Annotated in this window: 12 protein-coding genes; 3 read left to right on the top strand and 9 right to left on the bottom strand. The window is 73.6% G+C overall.

The annotated features are described in order from the left end of the window. Positions 1-29 precede the first annotated feature (29 nt). The gene (locus BM076_RS02315; protein WP_093711582.1) at positions 30-1748 is read left to right on the top strand and encodes an ABC transporter ATP-binding protein; all 1719 of its coding nucleotides are present in this window, start codon (positions 30-32) and stop codon (positions 1746-1748) included. Further along, positions 1745-3652 carry an ABC transporter ATP-binding protein gene (locus tag BM076_RS02320; RefSeq protein WP_093711583.1) on the top strand — a complete coding sequence of 636 codons (1908 nt, stop codon included), beginning with the start codon at positions 1745-1747 and terminating at the stop codon, positions 3650-3652. The genes BM076_RS02315 and BM076_RS02320 overlap by 4 nt, the downstream gene beginning before the upstream one ends. On the opposite strand, the gene BM076_RS02325 is transcribed toward BM076_RS02320, so the two are convergent. After that, positions 3618-4817, bottom strand: coding sequence for a cytochrome P450 family protein (locus BM076_RS02325; RefSeq protein ID WP_093711584.1), 1200 nt, complete (start codon positions 4815-4817; stop codon positions 3618-3620). The two genes, BM076_RS02320 and BM076_RS02325, sit on opposite strands and share 35 nt — an antisense overlap. Before the next feature lie 210 nt (positions 4818-5027). Here BM076_RS02325 and BM076_RS02330 point away from each other — a divergent pair, with 210 nt between their 5' ends. Further along, on the top strand, positions 5028-6494 hold the full coding sequence (locus BM076_RS02330; protein WP_093711585.1) for an ATP-binding SpoIIE family protein phosphatase: 1467 nt from the start codon (positions 5028-5030) through the stop codon (positions 6492-6494). A gap of 114 nt (positions 6495-6608) precedes the next feature. Here BM076_RS02330 and BM076_RS38415 read toward each other — a convergent pair whose 3' ends face one another. From BM076_RS38415 to BM076_RS02370, 8 genes are all read right to left on the bottom strand, one after another. Further along, a complete protein-coding gene (locus BM076_RS38415; RefSeq protein WP_093711586.1) occupies positions 6609-10139 on the bottom strand; it encodes a discoidin domain-containing protein in 3531 nt (1176 codons plus the stop codon). A 335-nt stretch (positions 10140-10474) separates the two neighbouring features. Then, the gene (locus BM076_RS02340; protein WP_177246286.1) at positions 10475-11983 is read right to left on the bottom strand and encodes an SDR family oxidoreductase; all 1509 of its coding nucleotides are present in this window, start codon (positions 11981-11983) and stop codon (positions 10475-10477) included. Positions 11984-12077: 94 nt separating this feature from the next. Continuing rightward, positions 12078-12800 (bottom strand): PIG-L deacetylase family protein, encoded by a 723-nt coding sequence (locus tag BM076_RS02345; RefSeq protein ID WP_245795650.1) that lies wholly within the window; start codon positions 12798-12800, stop codon positions 12078-12080. Beyond that, positions 12800-14149 carry an MFS transporter gene (locus BM076_RS02350; protein ID WP_177246287.1) on the bottom strand — a complete coding sequence of 450 codons (1350 nt, stop codon included), beginning with the start codon at positions 14147-14149 and terminating at the stop codon, positions 12800-12802. Before BM076_RS02350 ends, BM076_RS02345 begins: the two co-directional genes overlap by 1 nt. Beyond that, on the bottom strand, positions 14146-16098 hold the full coding sequence (gene aroA / locus BM076_RS02355) for a 3-phosphoshikimate 1-carboxyvinyltransferase (protein WP_093711590.1): 1953 nt from the start codon (positions 16096-16098) through the stop codon (positions 14146-14148). The genes BM076_RS02350 and aroA overlap by 4 nt, the downstream gene beginning before the upstream one ends. Before the next feature lie 113 nt (positions 16099-16211). Then, a complete protein-coding gene (locus BM076_RS02360) occupies positions 16212-17624 on the bottom strand; it encodes a 3-phosphoshikimate 1-carboxyvinyltransferase (RefSeq protein ID WP_143120504.1) in 1413 nt (470 codons plus the stop codon). Between the two features lie 84 nt (positions 17625-17708). Next, entirely contained in the window at positions 17709-18947 is a 1239-nt protein-coding gene (locus BM076_RS02365; protein WP_177246288.1) for an aminotransferase class V-fold PLP-dependent enzyme, read from the bottom strand. Beyond that, complete coding sequence (locus BM076_RS02370; protein WP_093711593.1) at positions 18944-20332, bottom strand: ATP-grasp domain-containing protein; 1389 nt, start codon at positions 20330-20332, stop codon at positions 18944-18946. Before BM076_RS02370 ends, BM076_RS02365 begins: the two co-directional genes overlap by 4 nt. Positions 20333-20340 lie beyond the last annotated feature (8 nt).

Below are 20340 nucleotides of genomic sequence, written 5' to 3' on the forward strand. Positions count from 1 at the left end.
CCGACGGCCCGCCCTCATAGGGTGCAGGGATGGCCGACACCTTCTCCCCGCCCGCCGCCGGGGACATACGGAGCCCTGTCCGCTTCCTGTGGTGGCTGGTCAGGAGCCAGCCCTGGCGGGTGGTGGCCGGGGCGACGTACGGCACGGTGTGGATGGTCGGCCTCGCGGTGTCGCCGTATCTGCTCTCCCGCGCCATCGACGACGGTCTCGGGCCGCACCGTACGGGCGCGCTGCTCGGCTGGACGGCGGCCTTCCTCGGCGTCGGCGTGGTCAACGCCTTCATCGGCCTCGCGCGGCACCGCACCATGACCCAGGTGCGGATGGACGCCTCCTTCCGCGTCGTCCGCGCCACCGTCCGCCGGGCCACGGAACTGGGCGCCGCGCTGCCGCACCGGATGAGCGCGGGTGAGGTGGTCGCGATCGGCATGGGCGACGTCACCGTGATCGCCCAGTCGCTGACCGTCACGGGACCGGGTGTCGGCGCGGTCCTCGCCTATCTCGGCGTGGCCGCCCTGCTGCTGTCGATCTCGCCGCTGCTCGCCGTCGTGGTGCTGGCCGGCGTCCCGACGATCGCGGTCACCGTCGGCCCCCTGCAACGCCGGCTGCAGAAGGTCGGCACCGGCTACCGCGAGGAGCAGGGCGAGCTGACCGCGCTGCTGGTCGACGTGGCGACCGGTCTCCCGGTGCTCAACGGACTCGGCGGCAAGGACGTCTACGCCGCCCGCTACCGCGACCGCTCCCGGGCGCTGCGCACCCAGGGCTACCGCGTCGGCTCGGTCACCAGCTGGGTCGGCGCCCTCGCCGGCGGACTGCCCGCGCTCTTCCTCGCCGTGGTGACCTGGCTCGCCGCGCGGATGGCCGCGGACGGCACGCTGGCCATCGGCGACCTCGTCGCCGTCTACGGCTACACCGCGATGCTCGTCGTCCCGGTCTTCTTCTTCATCGAGGGCGCCAACGACATCACCCGCGCCCTGGTCGCCGCCCGCCGGGTGACCGGCTTCCTCGCGCTGACCCCCGACCACGCCGACGGCCCGCACCCGGTGGCGGGACCCGCGGAGCCCGCCGCGCTGCGCGACCCGGCGTCCGGCACCGTCGTACGGCCCGGCCTGCTCACCGCGGTCGTCGCGGCCCGGCCCGCCGACAGCGCAGCCGTCGTGGAACGCCTCGGCCGCTTCGCGGCCTCCGACGCCGAGTGGGGCGGCATCCGGCTCGACACGATCGGGCTGCGCCGGGTGCGGGACGCCCTGCTGGTCGCCGACAACGATGCCGCGCTGTTCGGCGGCACCGTCCGGGAGGTCGTCGCGGGCCGCGGCGACGCCGGCGACGAGGCCGTGCGCGCCGCGATCCACAGCGCCGCGGCCACCGACATCGTCGACGGCCTGCCCGCCGGTCTCGACTCCGTGCTCGCCGCGGACGGCCGCAATCTCTCCGGCGGCCAGCGGCAGCGGTTGCGGCTGGCCCGCGCGGTCTGCGCCGACCCCGAGGTGCTGCTCGCCGTGGAGCCGACCTCCGCGGTGGACACCCACACCGAGGCGGCGATGGCGGACGGCCTGCGGGCCGCCAGGACCGGCCGGACGACCGTGGTCACCACCACCTCACCGCTGGTGCTCGACCGGGCCGACGAGGTGATCCACCTCGTCGACGGCCGGGTCGCCGCCGTCGGTCCGCACCACGCGCTGCTGCGCACCGAATCCGGCTACCGGGACCTGGTCTCCCGGGGCGCCCAGGAGGAGGCGACCACCGTATGACCACCGCACAGCCCGCCGGGGCGGGGCACGGGGACGGCGGCTCCGCGCCGCTGCCGATCGCCGACCGGGCGGTGGTACGGCGCGCCGCCATCGCCGAACTGGCCGCGGACAAGCGGGCGTTCACCGCGGTCCTGGTACTGAACGGACTGGCGGCGGGTGCCGGGCTGGTCGGCCCCTGGCTGCTCGGCCGGATCATCGACACCGTACGGAAGTCCTCCGGACACGGCACCGTCGACCGGCTCGCCGTCGTCATCGTGGCCGCCACCGTCGTACAGATGGTGCTGTCCCGCTACGCGCTCAATGTCGCGGCGCGCTTCGGCGAGCGGGCCGCCGCCCGCATCCGTGAGCGCTTCGTGCACCGTACGCTCGCGCTGCCCGCCGCCGTCGTGGAGCACGCGCCGACCGGCGACCTCGCCGCGCGCGGCACCACCGACATCGACGTCGTCGCCACCACGCTGCGCAGCGCCGTGCCCGATGTGCTGGTCGCCTCGGCGCAGGCGCTGTTCATCATCGGCGCGGTGCTGCTGCTCGACCCGCTGCTCGGCCTGTGCGGCATGGTCTGCCTGGCCGGGGTGGTGCTCTCCACCCGCTGGTACCTGAACCGGGCGCGCGCCGCCTATCTCGCCGAGGGCGCCGCCAACTCCGCCTTGGCCGAGGTCCTCGCGGCCACCGCGAGCGGCGCCAGGACGGTGGAGGCGCTCGGGTTGCAGCGGCGCAGGACCGACACCGCGGAGACCGCGATCGCCGAGGCCCGCCGTACCCGCTTCGGCACCCTGTGGCTGCGGTCGGTGTTCTTCCCGAGCGTCGACATCTCGTACACGCTGCCGGTGGTCGGCGTGCTGCTGGTCGGCGGCGCGCTCTACGACCACGGCGCGGTCTCGCTGGGCACCGTCGTCGCCTCCGCGCTCTACCTGCGCCAGCTCGTCGGCCCGCTGGACACGATCTTGATGCGGATCGAGCTGCTGCAGAGCAGCAGCGCCTCCTACGCCCGCGTCGAGGGCCTGGCCGCGCTGCCGCGCACAGAACCGGACGCCGGCGCCGGGGCGGAGCCCGCCGACGACCGGATCGAGGTCAGCGGGGTCCGCTACGCCTACGGCCGGGCCGGTGACATCCTGCACGGCGTCGACCTGGACGTGCGGCCGGGGGAGCGGCTGGCCGTGGTCGGGCCGTCGGGCGCGGGCAAGTCGACGCTCGGCAGGCTGCTGGCCGGGATCGACCGGCCCCGGGCCGGCGCGGTGACCGTCGGCGGCGTCCCCGTCGCCGATCTGCCGCCGGACCGGCTGCGCCGGCAGATCGTGCTGGTCACCCAGGACCACCACGTCTTCCGTGACACGCTCCGGGACAATCTGCTGATCGCCCGGCCGACCGCCACCGACGAGGAGCTGCGCGCCGCCCTGGAAGCGGTCGGCGGCGGTTGGGACGAGGAGCTGCCGGACGGCCTCGACACCCCGCTCGGCGGTGACGGCCGCCATCTGGACGGCGCCAGGGCGCAGCAGCTCTCGCTGGCCCGGGTGATCCTCGCCGATCCGCACACCGTGATCCTCGACGAGGCCACCGCCCTGCTCGACCCGGCGACCGCCCGCAATACCGAGCGCGCGCTGGCCACCGTCCTGGACGGCCGTACGGTCATCGCCATCGCGCACCGGCTGCAGACCGCCCACGACGCGGACCGGGTGGCCGTCATGGCGGCCGGCCGCGTCACGGAGCTGGGCACCCATGACGAGCTGGTCACGGCGGGCGGCGGCTACGCGGCGCTGTGGCACTCCTGGCACGGCGACGGGCCCGGCGGGGCGGACGTACCGGACGAGCCGGACGGTGCGCCGGACATGGACGCCACGGATACGGACGGCCCGGACGGCAGTCCCGCGGTCACCAGCGCACCGGCAGCGTCTCCGGCCCCCTGATCAGCAGGCCGCCGCGCCACGGGACGTCGGCCGGGTCGATGTCGAGGGCGAGCCCGGGGAAGCGCTCCAGCAGGCCGCGCAGCGCGACCTTCGCCTCCAGCCGGGCCAGCGGCGCGCCCAGGCAGTAGTGGATGCCGTGCCCGAAGGCGATGTGCCCGCGGGCGTCCCTGCGGATGTCGAACCGGTCCGGGTCGGGGAAGCGGGCCGGATCGCGGTCGGCGTCGGACAGCGCGACCAGCACCAGCCGCCCGTCCCCGGGGATCACGGTGCCGCCGACCTCGACCGGCTCGGTCGAGAAACGGTAGGTGGGCGTCTCGACCGGGCCGTCGTAGCGCAGGATCTCCTCGACCGCGCCGTCCAGCAGGCCGTCGGGGTCGGCGCGCAGCGCCGCGAGCTGCTCGGGGTGGGTGAGCAGGGCCAGCACCCCGTTGGAGATCAGATTGACCGTGGTCTCGTGGCCCGCGACCAGCAGCACCCAGGCCATGCCGAGCAGCTCCTCGGCATTGAGCCGGTCGCCGTCCTCGTCCGCGGTGTGGATCAGGGCGCTCATCAGGTCGTCGGCACTGCGCTCGCGCTTGTCGGCCAGCAGTCCGGTCAGATACGCGGTCATCGCCCCGGTCATCTCCGTGCGCACCTGCGGGGAGGAGGTGGTGAAGGCGGTGTTCGACCAGTACCTGAAGCGGTCGCGGTCCAGGAAGGGCACCCCGAGCAGCTCGCAGATCACCGAGATCGGCAGCGGGAAGGACAGCGCCTCCACCAGGTCGGTCCGGCGGTCCGGCTCCTTCGCCATGGTGTCCAGCAGGTCGTCGGTGAGCGCCCGCACCCGCGCCGCCATCGCCTCCACCCGGCGCGCGGTGAATTCGCGCGACACCAGCTTGCGCAGCCGGGTGTGCACCGGCGGATCGGTGCTCAGCATCGACAGTCCGGACGCGAGCTGCTGGACACCCAGCTCCGGCGCCGCCGCGGACCAGATCTTCGACAGCCGCGGGTCGTTGAGCGCCCCGCGGCCCGCCTCGTACCCGACGATCAGCCATGCCTCGTGCCCCTCGGGGATGATCACCCGGTGCACCGGCCCCCGGGCCCGCAACCCCGCGTAGACCGGATACGGGTCGCGCCTGAACTCCTCGCCCAGCGCGGCGAGATCGACGACGGCTTCGGTGGTCATGGAGCCTCCCCGCGGACGCCGGCCGGCGCGGGCGGCCGGACCCTGGTCGGCGTACCTGGCCGGACACTACGTCGTCGCGGGCCGCCCCGCCGCGGGTACGAATCTTCCCGCCGGAGATCGGCGCGATAGGGCCTCTTGCGCACCTGTGGCCCCGTCCGGCCCAGGACCGTCCTTAATTGGCACCATAGGTCGGTGACGTACGCTTTTGTCATGGACGTCGTACCGGCCGGACGACCGCTCCGACCAGTACGGCGGAGGGTCGCACTCACCTCCCTCGCGCGGGTGGTGCCCACCGTCGCGCTGGTCGGGGCGGGCGCCGCGATAGCGGGAACCAGCCCCGGCGGGCACTTCGGCCTGGTGCTCGCGGTGGTGCCGTTCCTGGCCGCCGCCGTGCACTCGATGGCCGTCACCGCGCTGATCGGCGCCCTCACCGTGACGCTCTACGCGGTGCTGCGGCACTGGCTGACCGCCGACAGCACGGATGTCTGGCTGATCAAACTGGGCTTCCTCGTCGCGTCGGCAGGCGTCGCGGTGCTGATCAGCCACGCCAGGGCCAAGCAGCAGCAGCTCGAACGCAGCCGTGATGTCGCGCTCGCGCTCCAGGAGGGCCTGCTGCCGCAGCGGGTGCCGCGCAACAGCGCCGTGGAGACGGCCTACCGCTATGTGCCCGCCGACACCGCGGCGGGCGTCGGCGGCGACTGGTTCGACGTGATCCCGCTGTCCGGCACCCGCGTCGCGCTGGTGATGGGCGACGTCGTCGGCCACGGCATCCACGCCGCCGCCATGATGGGACGGCTGCGCACCGCCGTGCACACCCTCGCCGACCTCGACCTCGCGCCCGACGAACTGCTGTCCCGGATGGACGACCTGGCCGTCCGGCTCGCCGACGACGACGCCGACCGCGAACTGGGCGCCACCTGCCTCTACATGGTCTACGACCCGATCTCCCGGCAGTGCACCGTCGCCAGCGCCGGCCACACCCCGCCCGCCCTCGTCCACCCCGACGGCACCGTGGAATTCCAGCGGCTCACCGAGAATCCGCCGCTGGGCGTCGGCGGCACGCTCTTCGAGAGCACCGAGGCCACCCTCGCCGAGGGCACGGTCATCGCGCTGTACACCGACGGCCTGCTGGACCTGCGCCACCAGGGCACCGACACGGCGATCGCCGCCCTCGCCCGGGCGCTGCGCCCCGCCGGAAGCGGCCTCGACGCCCTCTGCGACCGGGTCTGGGCGGGGCTGCCCACCGAGCACGACGACGACGTGGCGCTGCTGCTGGCCCGCACCAGGACCCTGCCCCCGGACGACGTGGCGGCCTGGGAATACCCCGCGCGCCCCGAGAGCGTCCCCGCCGCGCGCGCCGCGGTCTCGGCGCGGCTGGCCGCGTGGGACCTGACCGCGCACACCTTCGCCACCGAACTGGTGGTCAGCGAACTGCTCACCAACGCCGTCACCCACGCCCGCGGCCCGGTCGGGCTCCGGCTGATCAGGGACGGGGCGCTGATCTGCGAGGTCTCCGACGGCAGCGACACCGCACCGCACATCCGCCGCGCGGGCCCGCTGGACGAGGGCGGCCGCGGCCTGTTCCTGGTCGCCGAGCTCGCCGACCGGTGGGGCACGCGCTACTCCCGGGACGGCAAGACCATCTGGGTCGAGCAGCGCTTCGACTCCCGCCCCTGACACGGGCCGTGCCCGCTGACCCGAACCGGACGGCACGGACGAGCGCCCCCCGCCGGCCGGAGCCGGCGAGGGGCGCTCGTTCCTCACTGGTGGAACAGAAGGACCGTTCGGTGACTACCAGCTCGTCAGACCGGCCCCGTACGCATAGAGCGGATTGCCGTACGTCGTCGGCACCGTCTGCCCGGCGTCGATCTTCGCCCGGATGTCGGCGCGTTCGGCGGCGGTGGCACCCAGGTCGTACGGCAGGTCCCACGCCTCGTTGGCGTCGGCCTGATTGTCGCCGCCACCGGGCTTGAGCACCTGGTCGAGGCTGCGCGGCAGCTGCCAGGCCAGCTTGCCGTGCGGGGTGTAGTCGCCGAAGAGCAGACTGGCCGTGGCCGGTCCGACCTCCTCGCCGCCGCGGTAGGTCACCACGATGGCGTCGGCGATGTTGTTCCAGTCGCTGATGACGATGGGTCTTGGCAGCGTCAGCACGACCACCACCGGAATGCCCTGGTTCTTGTAGTTCTGGATCAGGGCCACTTGGTCGGCCGGCAGATACGGCTGGGTGTCCGGCCACGCGGTGGCGTGGGTGTACGAGGGCTCGCCGACGTAGACCACCGCCAGTTTCGGCGTCGGTCCGGTGCCCTGGTAGACGTTCACCCCGGCCTTGGCGGCTCTCGCCTTGAGCGCGTCGAGCTGGTCCAGCGAGCCGTAGTCCGGGTGGAAGTAGCTGGACCAGATGCAGCACGCCGCCCCGTCGGTGGCCCGGTCGCCGGCCACCACGATGTTGTCGCCGGAGTTGAGTTTGACCGGCAGCACACCGTCGTTCTTCAGCAGCGTGTTGGACTCCCGCGACGCCTGGTTGGCCAGCGCGGTGTAGCTCGGCTGGTGGAAGCGGTACGGGCCGTTCACGGGGTCGCCGTACGGGTGGTCGAAGATGCCCAGCTCGAACTTGAGCGTGAGGATCCGCGTCACCGCGTCATTGATCCGGGCCAGCGGCACCCCGTTCTCGAAGCTCGCCATCGTGAAGCCCTCGGCGCCCGGGTCGGCGCCGCCCATCACGTCGGAGCCCGCGTTGGCCGCGTTGATCCACGCGCCCGACGGCAGCCAGTCGGTGGTGATCAGACCGGTGTAGCCGAGGTTCTGCCGCAGGTAGGTGAGGATCTTGGCGCTGTCGCCCGCGCCCGGACCGCCCGGGTCGAGGTACGAACTGCCCGCGTAGCCCGGCATGATGTTGACCGCGCCCGCCTCCATCGCGGCCTTGAACGGGATCATGTGGTACTTGATCGTGACCCCGTCGTAGACGATGCCCGCCTCGCCGCCGGCGCCCTCGCCCGGCCAGTGCTTGACGGTGGCCAGCACGGAACCGGGGTTCAGCTCCGGGCCGCCCTGCAGGCCCGCGACCAGCGCCCGCAGCTGGGCCGCCGCCACGTCGGCGTTCTCGCCGCCGCCCTCCTGGATGCGCGGGTACAGCACCTTCGTGCCGACCTCGGCCAGCGGCGACAGGGTGCCGCGCGCGCCGACCTCCAGCTCCTCGCGGCGCTGCATGTCACCGAGCTTGTAGTCGAGCGGATAGTCCTTGCCCGCCGACAGCGTGCTCTGCAACGGATACGTGGTCTGGTAGCCGGCGGTGGTGTCGCCCGCGGACACCGGCGGGATGCCCAGCCGGGTGGCCGCCGTGGACTTCAGGACATTGTCCAGGTCGGCGGGTTGCGCGGGACCGAAGTGCCAGCCGGACATCGGGTACGACTGGACGTTGTAGAACATCTGGAAGGCCTTCTCCTCCAGCGTCATCCGCCCCAGGAGATCACCGACCCGGGTGCTGACCGGCAGCCGCCAGTCCTCGTACGGCTCGATCGTGCCGTCCTTGTTGAGGTCCCGGGCGCCGTTGATGATGTTGACGCCGTCCGCGACCTGCTCGACGTCCGGCAGATAGACGCTGAAGGTGCGGATGTTGGAGGTGGTCCGCGCCCCCGAGCCACTGACCGCGACGACGTACCACTTGTACGTCCAGCGGTCGGTGATGTCCCAACTCGGCGTGTAGCTGGTGCCGGTGGGCTCGGCGACCTTGGTGTAGAGGTCGAGCAGATTGCCCGACGCGGTGAAGTCGTAGTCGGTCCGGCTGATGTTCAGCCACACCTCGTAGTGGGCGGTGCCGCCGACCGCGTTCCAACTCAGGGCCGGGCGGCGGGTGTTGGTGACCATCGCCTTGTCGGCGGGGGCGGCCAGCTGGAACTGGTTGAGCGTGGCCGGGGCCTTGGTCGGTCCCGACAGCAGCGGCGGCGTCGCGGTGGAGGCGTCCACCGTGCCGTACACCTGGAACTCCCAGAGCGAGTAGCCGTATCCGGTGGCGCGGGCGGTGCCGGTCAGCCGGACGTAGCGGCCCTTGCCGGTGACGGGCAGCCGTTCGACACCGCCGGGTCCGTTGGTGGTGGAGTAGATCGGGGTCCACGCCGTCCCGTTGTCTGAGACGTCGATGTGGTAGCCCTTGCCGTACGCGGACTCCCAGTTGAGCACGATGCCGCTGATGGTGCCGATGTTGCCGAGGTCGACCTGGAGCCACTGGTCGTCGGTGGCCAGGCTCGACCAGCGGGTGGTGGTGCGGCCGTCGAGTGCGGCGGCCGGCGCGTTGCCGCCCTCGTAGGAGGAGGCCGACACCTGCTTGTAGGCGGAGATCACGGTGCCGGAGAAGTCACCGTCGCCGCCGGTCGGCGGGGGAGTGGTGGTGCCGCCGCCCCCGGTGGTGAACACCTGGAACTCCCACAGGGAGTAGCCGTATCCGGTGGCGCGCGCGGTGCCGTTCATCCGGACGTAGCGCCCGGTGCCCGTCACATTCAGGCTCTGGGAGCCGCCCGTGCCGGTCGTGGTGGAGTAGACCGTCGTCCAGCCGCCGGTCCCGGTGTCCGAGACCTGGATCTGGAAGCCGGTGGCGTACGCGGCCTCCCAGGTCAGCACGACCTTGCAGACCGACGCCGACGCGCCGAGGTCGACCTGGAGCCACTGCGGGTCCGAGGCCGCGCTCGACCAGCGGGTGCCCGGGTCGCCGTCCACGGCGGCCGAAGCGGGAGTGCCCGCGTTCTCCGTGGAGGAGGCGGTCGCCGTCTTCCCCTGCGCGGCGTTGGTGGTGCCGCAGGCGCCGCCGGTGGTCCCGATGCTGCCGAAGACCTGGAACTCCCACAGCGAGTAGCCGTATCCGGTGGCCCGGGCCGTCCCGTACATGCGGACATAGCGGCCGGAAGCGTTTACGGAGAGCGCCTGCTTGCCGCCGGGCCCCGTGGTGGTGGAGTAGACGTCGGTCCAGGCCGTGCCGTTGTCCGACACCTGGATCTTGAAGGCGGTGGCGTACGCCGTCTCCCAGTTGAGGGAGACCGAGGTGACGGTCGCCGACGCGCCGAGGTCGACCTGGAGCCACTGCGGGTCGGACGCGGCGCTCGACCAGCGGGTGCCGACGTCGCCGTCCACGGCGGCCGAGGCGGGTGTGCCCGCGTTCTCCGTCGAGGACGCGGTGGCCGTCTTCCCCTGCGACAGCAGGGTGTCGGCGGCGTGCGCGGTGCCGGTCGTGGTGCCGAGGGCACCACCGGTGGCCAGGGCCGCCGCGAGGGCGACCGCGACCAGCGGTCTGCGCCGCCGGACGGATCTGAGGAGTCTGGACAGGAGGCTCATGGGCATCTCCACGTGGGGGTGTGATGACTCGATCACCGTGGAGGCCGTCGCCGGAGCGGCGACGAGCGACAGGCGGCGGCATCCACGGTGGCGGCTACGGGGGCTCCGGACTCGTCGCGCAGTGGCCGGAGATGACGACGGAGAGCGCTCTCCGGGGGAGTCTCATACACAGCTTGAACACTGTCAATCCTTAGGACAGACACCGTCGCGGCCGGGCCGGATAACGTTTTTCCGGTGCTGGTACGGGCCGGACCGCGGCCGGTGCCGCCGTCGCTCCCGGGGCCGGCCGGGTGCCGAACTCCCTTGTGGACGCGGCCTGTTGACCTCTCGAACGGTCAGCCCGCGTGGCGGGCGCGCTCGGTGATGTTGCGGGCCATGCCGCTGAAGACCACACCGTGGAAGGGTTTGACGGACCACCAGTACAGATGGCCGGCCAGGCCGCGCGGGTGGAACAGCGCACGCTGCCGGTAGCGGGTCCGCCCGCCGCCCGCGTCCGCCACCGACAGCTCCAGCCAGGCGGGACCCGGCAGCCGCATCTCGGCGCGCAGCCGCAGCAGCCGGCCCGGCACGATCTCCTCCACCCGCCAGAAGTCCAGCGAGTCGCCGACCCGCAGCCGGTCCCGGTCGCGCCGGCCGCGGCGCAGCCCCACCCCGCCCACCAGCCGGTCCAGCCAGCCGCGTACCGCCCAGGCGAGCGGGAAGGAGTACCAGCCGTTCTCGCCGCCGACCCCCTCCACCACCCGCCACACCGCCTCCGGACGGGCGGGCACCATCAGCTCCCGCACGTCCTCGTACAGGCTGCCGCCCGCCCAGTCCGGGTCGGTCGGCAGCGGGTCGCTGGGCGCGCCGGGCAGCGACGCCGACGACCAGCGCGTCTCCACCCGGGCGTCCTTGATCCGGCGCAGCGCGAGCCGGACCGCGTCGTCGAAGCCCAGCGGACCGCCCGCCGGATCCGGCACGTACGCCGTGATGTCGTGCTCGCCGCACACCACCTCATGGCGCAGCGACTCCACCAGCGGCCGGGCGATGGAGCGCGGCACCGGCGTCACCAGGCCCACCCAGTGGCTGGACAGGGCCGGTGTGAGCACCGGCACCGGCAGCACGAAACGGTGGCCGAGCCCGGCGACGGCCGCGTAACGGGTCATCATCTCGCGGTAGGTCAGCACATCGGGGCCGCCGATGTCGAAGGTGCGGTTGACGTCGGCCGGCAGGTGCGCCGCGCCCGACAGCAGCCGCAGGACGTCGCGGACCGCGATCGGCTGGATGCGGGTGCCGACCCAGTTCGGCGTCACCATCACCGGCAGCCGCTCGGTCAGATAGCGCAGCATTTCGAAGGACGCGGAGCCGGAACCGAGGATCACCGCGGCCCGCAGCTCGGCGGTCGGCACCCCGGACCCGCGCAGGATGCGGCCGACCTCGGCGCGCGAGCGCAGGTGCGGCGACAGCTCGGCGGCCGGGACACCGTACGGGGTCAGCCCGCCGAGGTAGACGATCCGGCGCACCCCGGCCCGCGCCGCGGCCCGGCCGAAATTCCGTGCCGCCTCGGCGTCGGTCCGCTCGAAGCTTGACCCTGTGCCCAGCGCGTGCACCAGGTAGTAGGCGACGTCCACCCCCTGGAGGGCCGCGTCCAGCGTCTCCGGGCGCGTCACGTCCCCGGTCACCGGCTCGACACTGCCCGCCCACGGCTGGTCCCTGATCCGCGCCGGGTCCCGGACCAGACAGCGCACCGCGCCGCCGCGCGCCAGCAGCACCGGCACCAGCCGCCCGCCGATGTAGCCGGTCGCCCCGGTCACCAGATACCGCGTCGCCGCCCCGCCCCCGGAACCGCCGTCGTCCGTGCCCACCAGCGAGCCACCTCACATGCCGTCGATACGTCCGTCCGGCCATTCTCACCCGATCCGGACGTTTCGGCTTCACGAGGCGGTCCGGCCGGGCCGGTCAGGCCGTGTCGATCCGCAGGTACGCCTCCGCCAGCCGGCCCTCGGGCAGGCCCGCTGTACGGGCGAGGGCCGCGAGCCGGGTGCGCATCGTGGTCTCGAAGTCGTCGGACTGGCCGCCCTGGCTGCGGTGGGCGCGGATCGCGGCCATTTTGAGGGGGAAGGTGTCCGTGACGTCGACGTGGTGGTCGATGGCCGGACCGCCGCGTACCCACACCTCCGGCACCGTCCAGGCGGCGAGTCCGTCGTCGCGGATCAGCTCGGGGAAGGCGCACGGATTGCGGGCGTCGGGGTAGACCGCGTCCAGGACGGCGGAGCCGACCGCGCGGTGGTCGGGGTGGCTCGCCTTGACGTGCACCAGGTCCCGGTCGGGGCTGTGGGTGAGGACCAGGTGCGGGCGGGCCCTGCGGATCGCGCGGGCCAGGTCGCGGCGCAGCCCCAGGCCGGGCTCGACACAGCCGTCGCGGTAACCGAGGAAGCCCACCTCGCGCACCCCGACGATCTCCGCCGCCGTGCGCTGCTCGGCCCGCCGGGTGGTCGCCAGCCACGACCGGTCGACGTCGGGGTCGTCCGAGCCCGCGTCGCCGTCGGTCACGACGCAGTAGGTGACCAGGTGCCCCTCCGCCGTCCAGCGCGCCACCGTGCCCGCGGCGCCGTAGTCGACATCGTCGGGATGCGCCATGATCACCAGGATCCTGCGCGGCTTCTGGTCGCCGTCGTCCATCATGAACTCCCTTGGTCGGACGGGGGTTTCGCGGGGCCGGGGGTCGCCTGCCGGTTGGGCTCCGCCGCCCGCCCGCCGGTCAGCCGGTAGACCGGCAGCGCGAGGACGACGACCGCGAGCAGCGCCATCACCCCGTACAGCTCGGTCAGCCGGTGGTGTTCGTGCAGCCAGCCCGCGAGCGCCACGCCCAGCGCGCCGCCGAGCCCGTCGCCCACCGACATCGCGACGCCCGCGAAGGAGAAGCCGACCATCCGCTGCTGCGGCTGGAGGGTGCGCGCGGTCATCGTGTCCAGCGTCGGCATGATCAGCATCTCGCCGAACGTCCACAGCGTGACCGACGCGTACGCCATCCACCAGCGCGGCGCGGCCCACAGCAGGACGAAACCGGTGAGGAAGAGCGCGTAACCGGCCAGCACCACCCGGTGTTCCGGGCGCGCGGTGCGCTGCAGCCAGTGGCCCAGCGGGATCTGACCGGCGATCACCAGCACCGCGTTGAGCGTGAAGTACGAGCCGCGCAGCCCCGGCCGGTCCAGGCCCTCGGTCACGAAGTACGGGAGGGTGCTGAAGAGTTGGGAGTAGAGGAAGAAGCCGACCACGGTGAGCATCAGCACCCGGCGGAAGCCCGGATCGGCGAGCACACCGCGGCTGGTGCGCCGCCAGGTCGGCCGCTGCCCCGACTCGTGCGCCGACGCCGGGACGAACAGCGCCAGGACGGCGGCGGCCGCGTAACCGAGCGCCGCCAGGGCGAAGACCCAGCCGACGCTGTGCGCCGGGTAGAGCGCGGCCGCGATCAACGGCCCCGTAGCGGCCGCCAGATTGAGGCCGGTGCTCAGCGACGCGTAGCGCAGCAGCGGCGAGTCGGTGCCCGGCGTCAGCTCCGCGGCCAGTGTCTTGACCGACAGCGCGTTGGTCGCGCCGCCGACCCCGATCACCAGCAGCAGCGCCGTCACCAGCAGCGGGGAGCGGGTGGCGGCGAGGCCGAGATAGCCGGCCGCGCCGACCAGCAGGCCGCAGAAGACCGCGGTACGCGGCCGCATCCGGTCGATCAGCGGCGCGAGGAAGATCCGGTTCAGCCGGAAGGCGATCGAGGTGACCAGGACGAGGCTGCCCGCCGCCCCCGGGCTGAGGTGCAGCGAGGTGAGGAAGTACAGCGAGAGGATCGACTGGACCGCGTAGTAGCCGACATTGGAGACGCTCCACTCGCTGAGCAGGAAGCCGAACCAGCGGCGGGCGCGCCGCAGTTCCCGGTGCCGGTCCGACTCCCGCTGCTCCGGCTTCCGCTGGGCCGACTCCTGCTGCTCCGGCTTCCGCTGCTCCGGGGTGCTGCTGCCGACGGCGGTGCCCGTCACCGCTGCCCGTCGGGCCCGCCGGCCGTGGGCGCGCCCACGGCGGGGGCGCCGAACTCGTCGATGATCTTCACGGTGCTCTCGGTGTGCTCGTCCACATGGGCCGCCTCGAATTCGAGCAGGTCGAGCACGCTCAGCTCCTCGGTCGGCCGTCCCAGGATGTTGACCGCGATGTTGTACTGCCGTCCCGGCCTGGTCAGTTGGGCCGCGTCGAGACCGGACGCGGTCACCATCAGCCGGCCGAGCTGCTCGTTCAGCTTGGCGATCGCCTCGTACCAGGGCCGGCCCTGGTAGTCGCGGTCGGCGGCCCACTCGTCGGCGTCGAAGCGCAGCAACTGCGGGCCGTCCTCGGTGAGCATCGCGCGCAGCCGGATCGTGGTGGCCTCGAAGGCGTCCGCCAGATGCCAGGTGTTCTGCTTGATCGACCAGACGCCGGGCGCCGGCTGGACCTCCAGCACCGCCGGGTCCTGCGCGGCGCACCGCGCGTTCCAGGCCCGGATGCCCTCGGTGATCCGCCGCAGGCTGTCCGCGTACCGCTCGTCGTACCGCTCGTCGCTCATCGTCGCCTCCCGGGCGTCGGATTCGGGTGAACCGGCCGTCCCCGCAACGGTGTTGGGCACATCTGCGGCCCCGGCCGCATCGGGCACCTCGGTGACGTCCGCGCCGAGCGTGCGCAGATCGTCGAAGAAGCCGCGATAGGTCTGGCCGACCGCGTCGCAGCCGCGGATCGTCAGCCCGCGCTCGCTGCGCAGCGCGATCGTCGCCATCGCCATGATCACGCTGTGGTCGTGGTGCCCGAACACCTCGGTGCCGCCCGCCACGGCGCCCCGGCCGTGCACGATGATCGCGTCCCGCCGTTCCTCCACCGCGACGCCCGCGGCGGCCAGTTCGCGGCAGAAGTCGGTGATCCGGTCGCACTCCTTGAAGCGCAGCGTCTCCACGTTGGAGAACACGCTCGTGCCGTCCGCGAAGGCGGCGAGCGCGGCCATCGGCAGGATGCTGTCCGGGCAGGCGGAACCGTCCAGTTGGATCGGCCGGACGGTCCGCGCGCCGTGGCAGGTGAGGACGGAGCCGCGCCGGTCGATCCGTACGCCCATCGTGCCGAGCGCGTCGATCATCGCCGCGGTGCCGAGGTCGTCGCCCGCGAAGCCGCTCACGTCCGTGACCGAGCCGGGTACGGCAGCGGCGGCGGCGAGCAGCCCTGCCACGCTGGACGCGTCGCTGGCGACGGCGAACTCGGCCGGACGGTACCGCTGGCCGCCCGCGATCCGGTACAGCAGGTGGTCGTCCGAGACGTCCACGGTGATGCCCGCCCTGGCCAGCGCCGTCACGCTGGTCATCGCCATCGGGACGGAACTGAGGCCGTCCACCACCTCGATCTCCACGTCCGAGCCGACCAGCGGCGCGAGGAACAGCAGCCCGGACAGGAACTGGGAGCTGCGCCTGCCCGACACCGTGACCCGGCCGCCGCGCAGCCCCGCGCCGCGGCCGACGACCAGCGGCGGGCACGCCTCGTCGCCCCGGCCCACCGCCCGCGCGCCGAACTGCCGCAGGGTGTCGATGATTTCGTGATTGCCGCGGCGGCCGAGCGAGGCGGCGTTGCGGGTGCCGACCGTGCAGTGCGGGAGCGCGGCGCCGACAGCGGTGAGCAGCCGCAGCACGATGCCGGAATTCCCGGCGTCCAGCTCGGCCGTCTCCGGCAGCCGGTGGTCGACGCCCTCGACCGTCCAGGTACGGTCATCGCCCTCGTCGATCCGCGCGCCCAGCAGCCGGCAGGCGGTGGCCATGGCCCGGATGTTGTCACCGGACCCGGCGTTCTCGATCCGGGTGGTGCCGGCCGCCAGGGTGCCGCACAGCAGCGCGCGTACGGTGCCGCTCTTGGCACCCGGCGGGCGGATCGCGCCGGTCAGCGGCGTGCCGGGGCGCAGGTACAGGGTCTGGCTGGAATTCACCGTGGACTCCGTTTCCGGTGGGCTGGTGCGGATGTCTGCGAGCCGCGCGGGCTTCGCGGGCCCGCGGCCGTGCGCCGTGTGTCGCGTGCCGTGTGTTGTGCGCCGTGCGCCGATCAGGGCCGCCCGGCGTCGGTGACCAGGGCGCCGTCCGTGCCCCGCCGCCCCGCTGCCAGGCCCCGGAAGCAGTGCAGGAAGTCGGCGAAGGACGTCGAGAGGGTCTCGGCGCCCGCCACGGTGACCGTCTCCGGCAGCGCGAGGCCCGCGATGTGCAGCGCCATCACATTGCGGTGGTCGCCGTGGCCGTCCACGTCGAGCGCCGCGGGCGGCCCGGCCGGCAGCGTCTCGAAGCCGTCCAGCGCGCCGTCGCGCAGCACGGGCGCGAGTGGCCGGCCGAGCCGGGCGAGCTGGTCCATCACCACCGCGAGCCTGCTGGTCTTGTGGTGCCTGATGTGCCGGGCGCCGGTCACCCGCAGCCCGGCGGGCAGGTCGGAGGCGACGGCGGCCAGCGCGGGCACCAGCGTGGGGATGCCGGTGGCGTCGATCTCCAGCGGCGCCGCCGGCGGCGGGCCCGAGACGATCCGGATGTCCGGGCCCTCCCGGTCGATCCGTACGCCCAGCCTGCGGCCCACCGTGACCACGTCGTCCAGGAACGGGTGCCGGCCCAGCGGCACCTCGCGCACCACGATGTCCGCGTCGGTCACCACGGCCGCCGCGATGAAGTAGAAGAGCGAGGTCGCGTCCGGGCCGACCAGGAGATCCCGGCCGCGGTAGCCGCCGGGGCGCACCTCGATCCGCCGCAGGTCCGCATCCGGGCCGATGCCGCCCGGCGCGGGCGGTTCCCCCGGCCCGTACGGCAGCCGCACCCGGGCGCCGAATTCACGCATCATGGCGACCGTCATCCGGATGTACGGCGCGCCGACGACCGGCGCCGGGACCTCCACCGTCACCGGACCCGACGCGTACGGCGCGACCAGCAGCAGGGCACTGGCGAACTGCGACGTCTCGTCGGCGGGGACGCGTACGGTGCCGCCGGTCAGGCCGTGCTCCCAGTTGACCAGTGGCAGGCCGAGCCCCGCGTCGGCGGTCTCCAGCTTGCCGCCCAGCTCGGTCAGCGCGTCGAGCAGCGGGGTGAGCGGGCGCTGCGCGAGGCGCTGGTCGCCGGTGAGCACGCACGGCCCCTCGACCAGGCTGGTCACCGCGACCAGATGGCGCAGCGCGAAACCGGAGCCCGCGGCGCGCAGGATCGTGGACGGCCGCAGCGGAGCGCCGCCGGTGCCCGTCACCACGATCCGGTCGTGCTCGGGCTCCGCGACGAAACGCGCGCCCAGTTCCGCGCACGCCTCCTGGAGCACCAGCGACTCCGAGCACACGTTCGGCCGCGTCACGGCCGTACTGCCGGTCGCCAACGCGCCCATCAGCAAAGCGCGTTGAGTATCGGGCTTCGATGTCGGGATACGGACGGAGCCGCGCAGCACACGACGGTCACGGCGCACAGCGGCCTCCGGGTCGGTCGAGGGGGATGTCATGGTCGAGAGGGATGCCCGGACGGACGCCCGCGCCGAGGCGGTGGGCACCGGTGCCTCCGCCCGGCGCCCACCGGCGCGGCGCGCTCACGCGCCGGCCGTATCGGGCCGCGCCGTATCGGACGCTGCCGCGTCGAGCGCTGCCGTATCGGACGCTGCCGTATCGGGCGCTGTCGCATCGAGCAGTGCCGAGGTGAGCGCCGCGACCTCGTCCGCGGTGTGGAACCAGCCGACGCAGGCGCGGACGCAGTCGTAGCCCTGGATCGTCCGCACCGTGAAGCCGCGCTCCGCCATGCGCCGCACCACCGTCTCGGCGGGCACCTCGGTCCGTACGGTGAGCAGCCCGGTGTGGTCGTCGGGAGTGAGGACGGTCAGACCGGGGCGCCCGGTGAGCGTCTGCCGGGCCTCCTCGGCCAGGTCCGCGGTCCGCTTGGCCGCCCACGCGGTGCCGACCTCCTCCAGGTGCCAGGACAGGGCGGCGGCGAATCCGGCGATCTGCGGCAGACCGCGGGTGCCGACCTCGTACCGGCTCACATCGGGATTGGGTACGAAGTGCCCGTCCAGCTCCCAGGTGTCCACCGACGCCCAGCCGACCCAGGTCTGCGCCACCCGGTCGAGGCCGCGCGGATGCAGATACAGCGCGCCGGTGCCCTCGGGACCGCACAGCCACTTCTGCCCGGACACGGCGTACGCGTCCGCGTCCAGCGCCCGTACGTCGACCGGCAGGACACCCGCGGACTGGGCGCCGTCGACCGCCACGAAGGCGCCGTGCCGGTGCGCGGCCTCGATCACCGGCGCGAGGTCGAGGACCCCGCCGTCCACGTAACTCACATGGGAGAGCACGACCAGCCGGGTGCGGCCGTCGATCGCGGCGGCCAGTCTGCGCGGCAGTTCGCGCTGCGGCTCGCCCGGCGTCCAGTCCACGGTGCGCAGTTCGACGCCGCGCCGGTCGCGGAGCACGCCGAGCGGCAGCAGACCGCCCTTGTGCTCCACCTTGGTGGTCACCGCGTTGTCGCCCGGCCGCCAGTCCAAGCCGTGCGCGATGACGTTCATGCCGTCGGTGGTGTGATGGGTCAGCGCCACCTCGTCCTCGGCGGCGCCGAGCAGCCGGGCGACCCGGCGGCGGGCCGAGCCCTGCACCGCGTCGCGGATCGCGCGGGCCGCCGCGCCCATCCGGCCGGTGCCGAACTCCCGCGCGCTGGTGGCGACCACCGCTTCGTGCGCGGGCGCGCACAACGGCCCGGTGTAGCCGCTGTTGAAGTAGCCGCCCGCCGCGATGACCGGCAACGCGGCGCGCAGGGTGGTGAGTTGGGGATCGGCGCTCATGCCCTGGCCTCCTCGGCGGTGCGGTCGGTGGTCCGGTGCGTACGCGTGGGGCCCGTGGCCCCCGGATCGGTCCCGGCCGCTCCGCTGCCCCCGCGCGCCGTACGCGCGGGGCCGGTGGCCGGTGCGCCGACGGCGTCCGGTGGTTCGGTGCCGATCGTGACGGCGGCGCACAGTTCGGCCGCGGCGGCGACCGCCTCGGCGCGGTCCGCGCCCGTCGCGACCACGAAGCCGGGGCGGTCGTCCGACGAGGTCAGCGGCGGCACCACGGTGCCTTCGCGCAGGCCGAGTTGCCCGACGAGCACGCGCGGATCGGCGCGCACGGCGTCCCATCCGGTCACCGACGCGACCCGGCCGGGTGGTGGCAGCAGGAAGCGGATCGCGGCGCCGCCGCCCGCCGCCGCGCCGCGCAGCACGCCGCCGCGGGCCCGCAGCAGCACCGCCGGGTCGACCCGGCGGCCGATCATCTGGTCGAAGACGGTGCCGTGCAGCGGTACGCCCGTGATGTGCTGCGTCATGGTGTGGATGTGGTCGCCGCCCGGCCGGTTGTGCACCTCGCCGAGCACCACCCGGTCGCCGTCCACCCAGCATTCGACGTGGAAGACGCCCCAGCGCACCCCGAGCGCCGCGAGTGCGTCCCGTACCGTGTCGACGATGAATTCGGCGGTGGCGGGCGGCAGTTGCGCGGGCAGGCTGTGCGCGGTCTCCACGAAGTGCGGCGCGCCCGTGGTCTGCTTCTCGGTGATCGCCAGGACATGACCCGCGCCGTCCACGCAGACGCCCTCGACGCTGTACTCGCGGCCCGGCTGGAAGGTCTCGATCAGGATCCCGGGTCCGGAGGAGGCGCCCGTCAGATGGGCGAGCGCCCGGTCGAGGCCGGCCGCGTCCGCGAGCATGCTGACCCCCGAACTGCCTTGGCCGACCGGGGGTTTGACCACCCAGGGGCCGCGCGTCGAGGCGAGGAAGGCCGCAACCCGGGTCCGGTCGGCGGTGACGAGCGAGGCGGGCTGCGGGAAGCCGTGCCGGCGCAGCGCGCCGCGGCAGGCGTGCTTGTCCCGCAGCAGCCGTACGGTCTCCCGGCCGTTGCCGGGCAGGCCGAGCCGTTCGGCGACGGCGGCGACGGCCTCCACGGCCTGCTCGCGGAAGCCGTACACACCGGCGAAGCGCCGCGTGGCGCCCTCGGTGTCCGCCCAGGCCAGGCAGGCGTCGACATCGGTGTGGTCGAGCGCGACGACCCGCTCGGCGCGCGCGGTGAGTTCGGGACACGCCGCGAGGTTCGCGGGTGTGTCGGCCAGCCATACGGACAGGCCGCGGGCCGCGGCCTGATCGAGACTGTCGCGTCCGGGCGCGGCGCTGGCGCCGCCCAGGAGCAGCAGCGGATGTTCCATTGTTGATC

Source organism: Actinacidiphila alni (assembly GCF_900112845.1).
Lineage (GTDB): Bacteria > Actinomycetota > Actinomycetes > Streptomycetales > Streptomycetaceae > Actinacidiphila > Actinacidiphila alni.

Coding starts and splice junctions, on each gene's coding strand:
- BM076_RS02315 (WP_093711582.1), top strand. CDS start 30: ATGGCCGACACCTTCTCCCCGCCCGCCGCCGGGGACATACGGAGCCCT.
- BM076_RS02325 (WP_093711584.1), bottom strand. CDS start 4,817: ATGACCACCGAAGCCGTCGTCGATCTCGCCGCGCTGGGCGAGGAGTTC.
- BM076_RS02320 (WP_093711583.1), top strand. CDS start 1,745: ATGACCACCGCACAGCCCGCCGGGGCGGGGCACGGGGACGGCGGCTCC.
- BM076_RS02330 (WP_093711585.1), top strand. CDS start 5,028: ATGGACGTCGTACCGGCCGGACGACCGCTCCGACCAGTACGGCGGAGG.
- BM076_RS02345 (WP_245795650.1), bottom strand. CDS start 12,800: ATGGACGACGGCGACCAGAAGCCGCGCAGGATCCTGGTGATCATGGCG.
- BM076_RS02365 (WP_177246288.1), bottom strand. CDS start 18,947: ATGAGCGCCGATCCCCAACTCACCACCCTGCGCGCCGCGTTGCCGGTC.
- BM076_RS38415 (WP_093711586.1), bottom strand. CDS start 10,139: ATGAGCCTCCTGTCCAGACTCCTCAGATCCGTCCGGCGGCGCAGACCG.
- BM076_RS02360 (WP_143120504.1), bottom strand. CDS start 17,624: ATGACATCCCCCTCGACCGACCCGGAGGCCGCTGTGCGCCGTGACCGT.
- BM076_RS02370 (WP_093711593.1), bottom strand. CDS start 20,332: ATGGAACATCCGCTGCTGCTCCTGGGCGGCGCCAGCGCCGCGCCCGGA.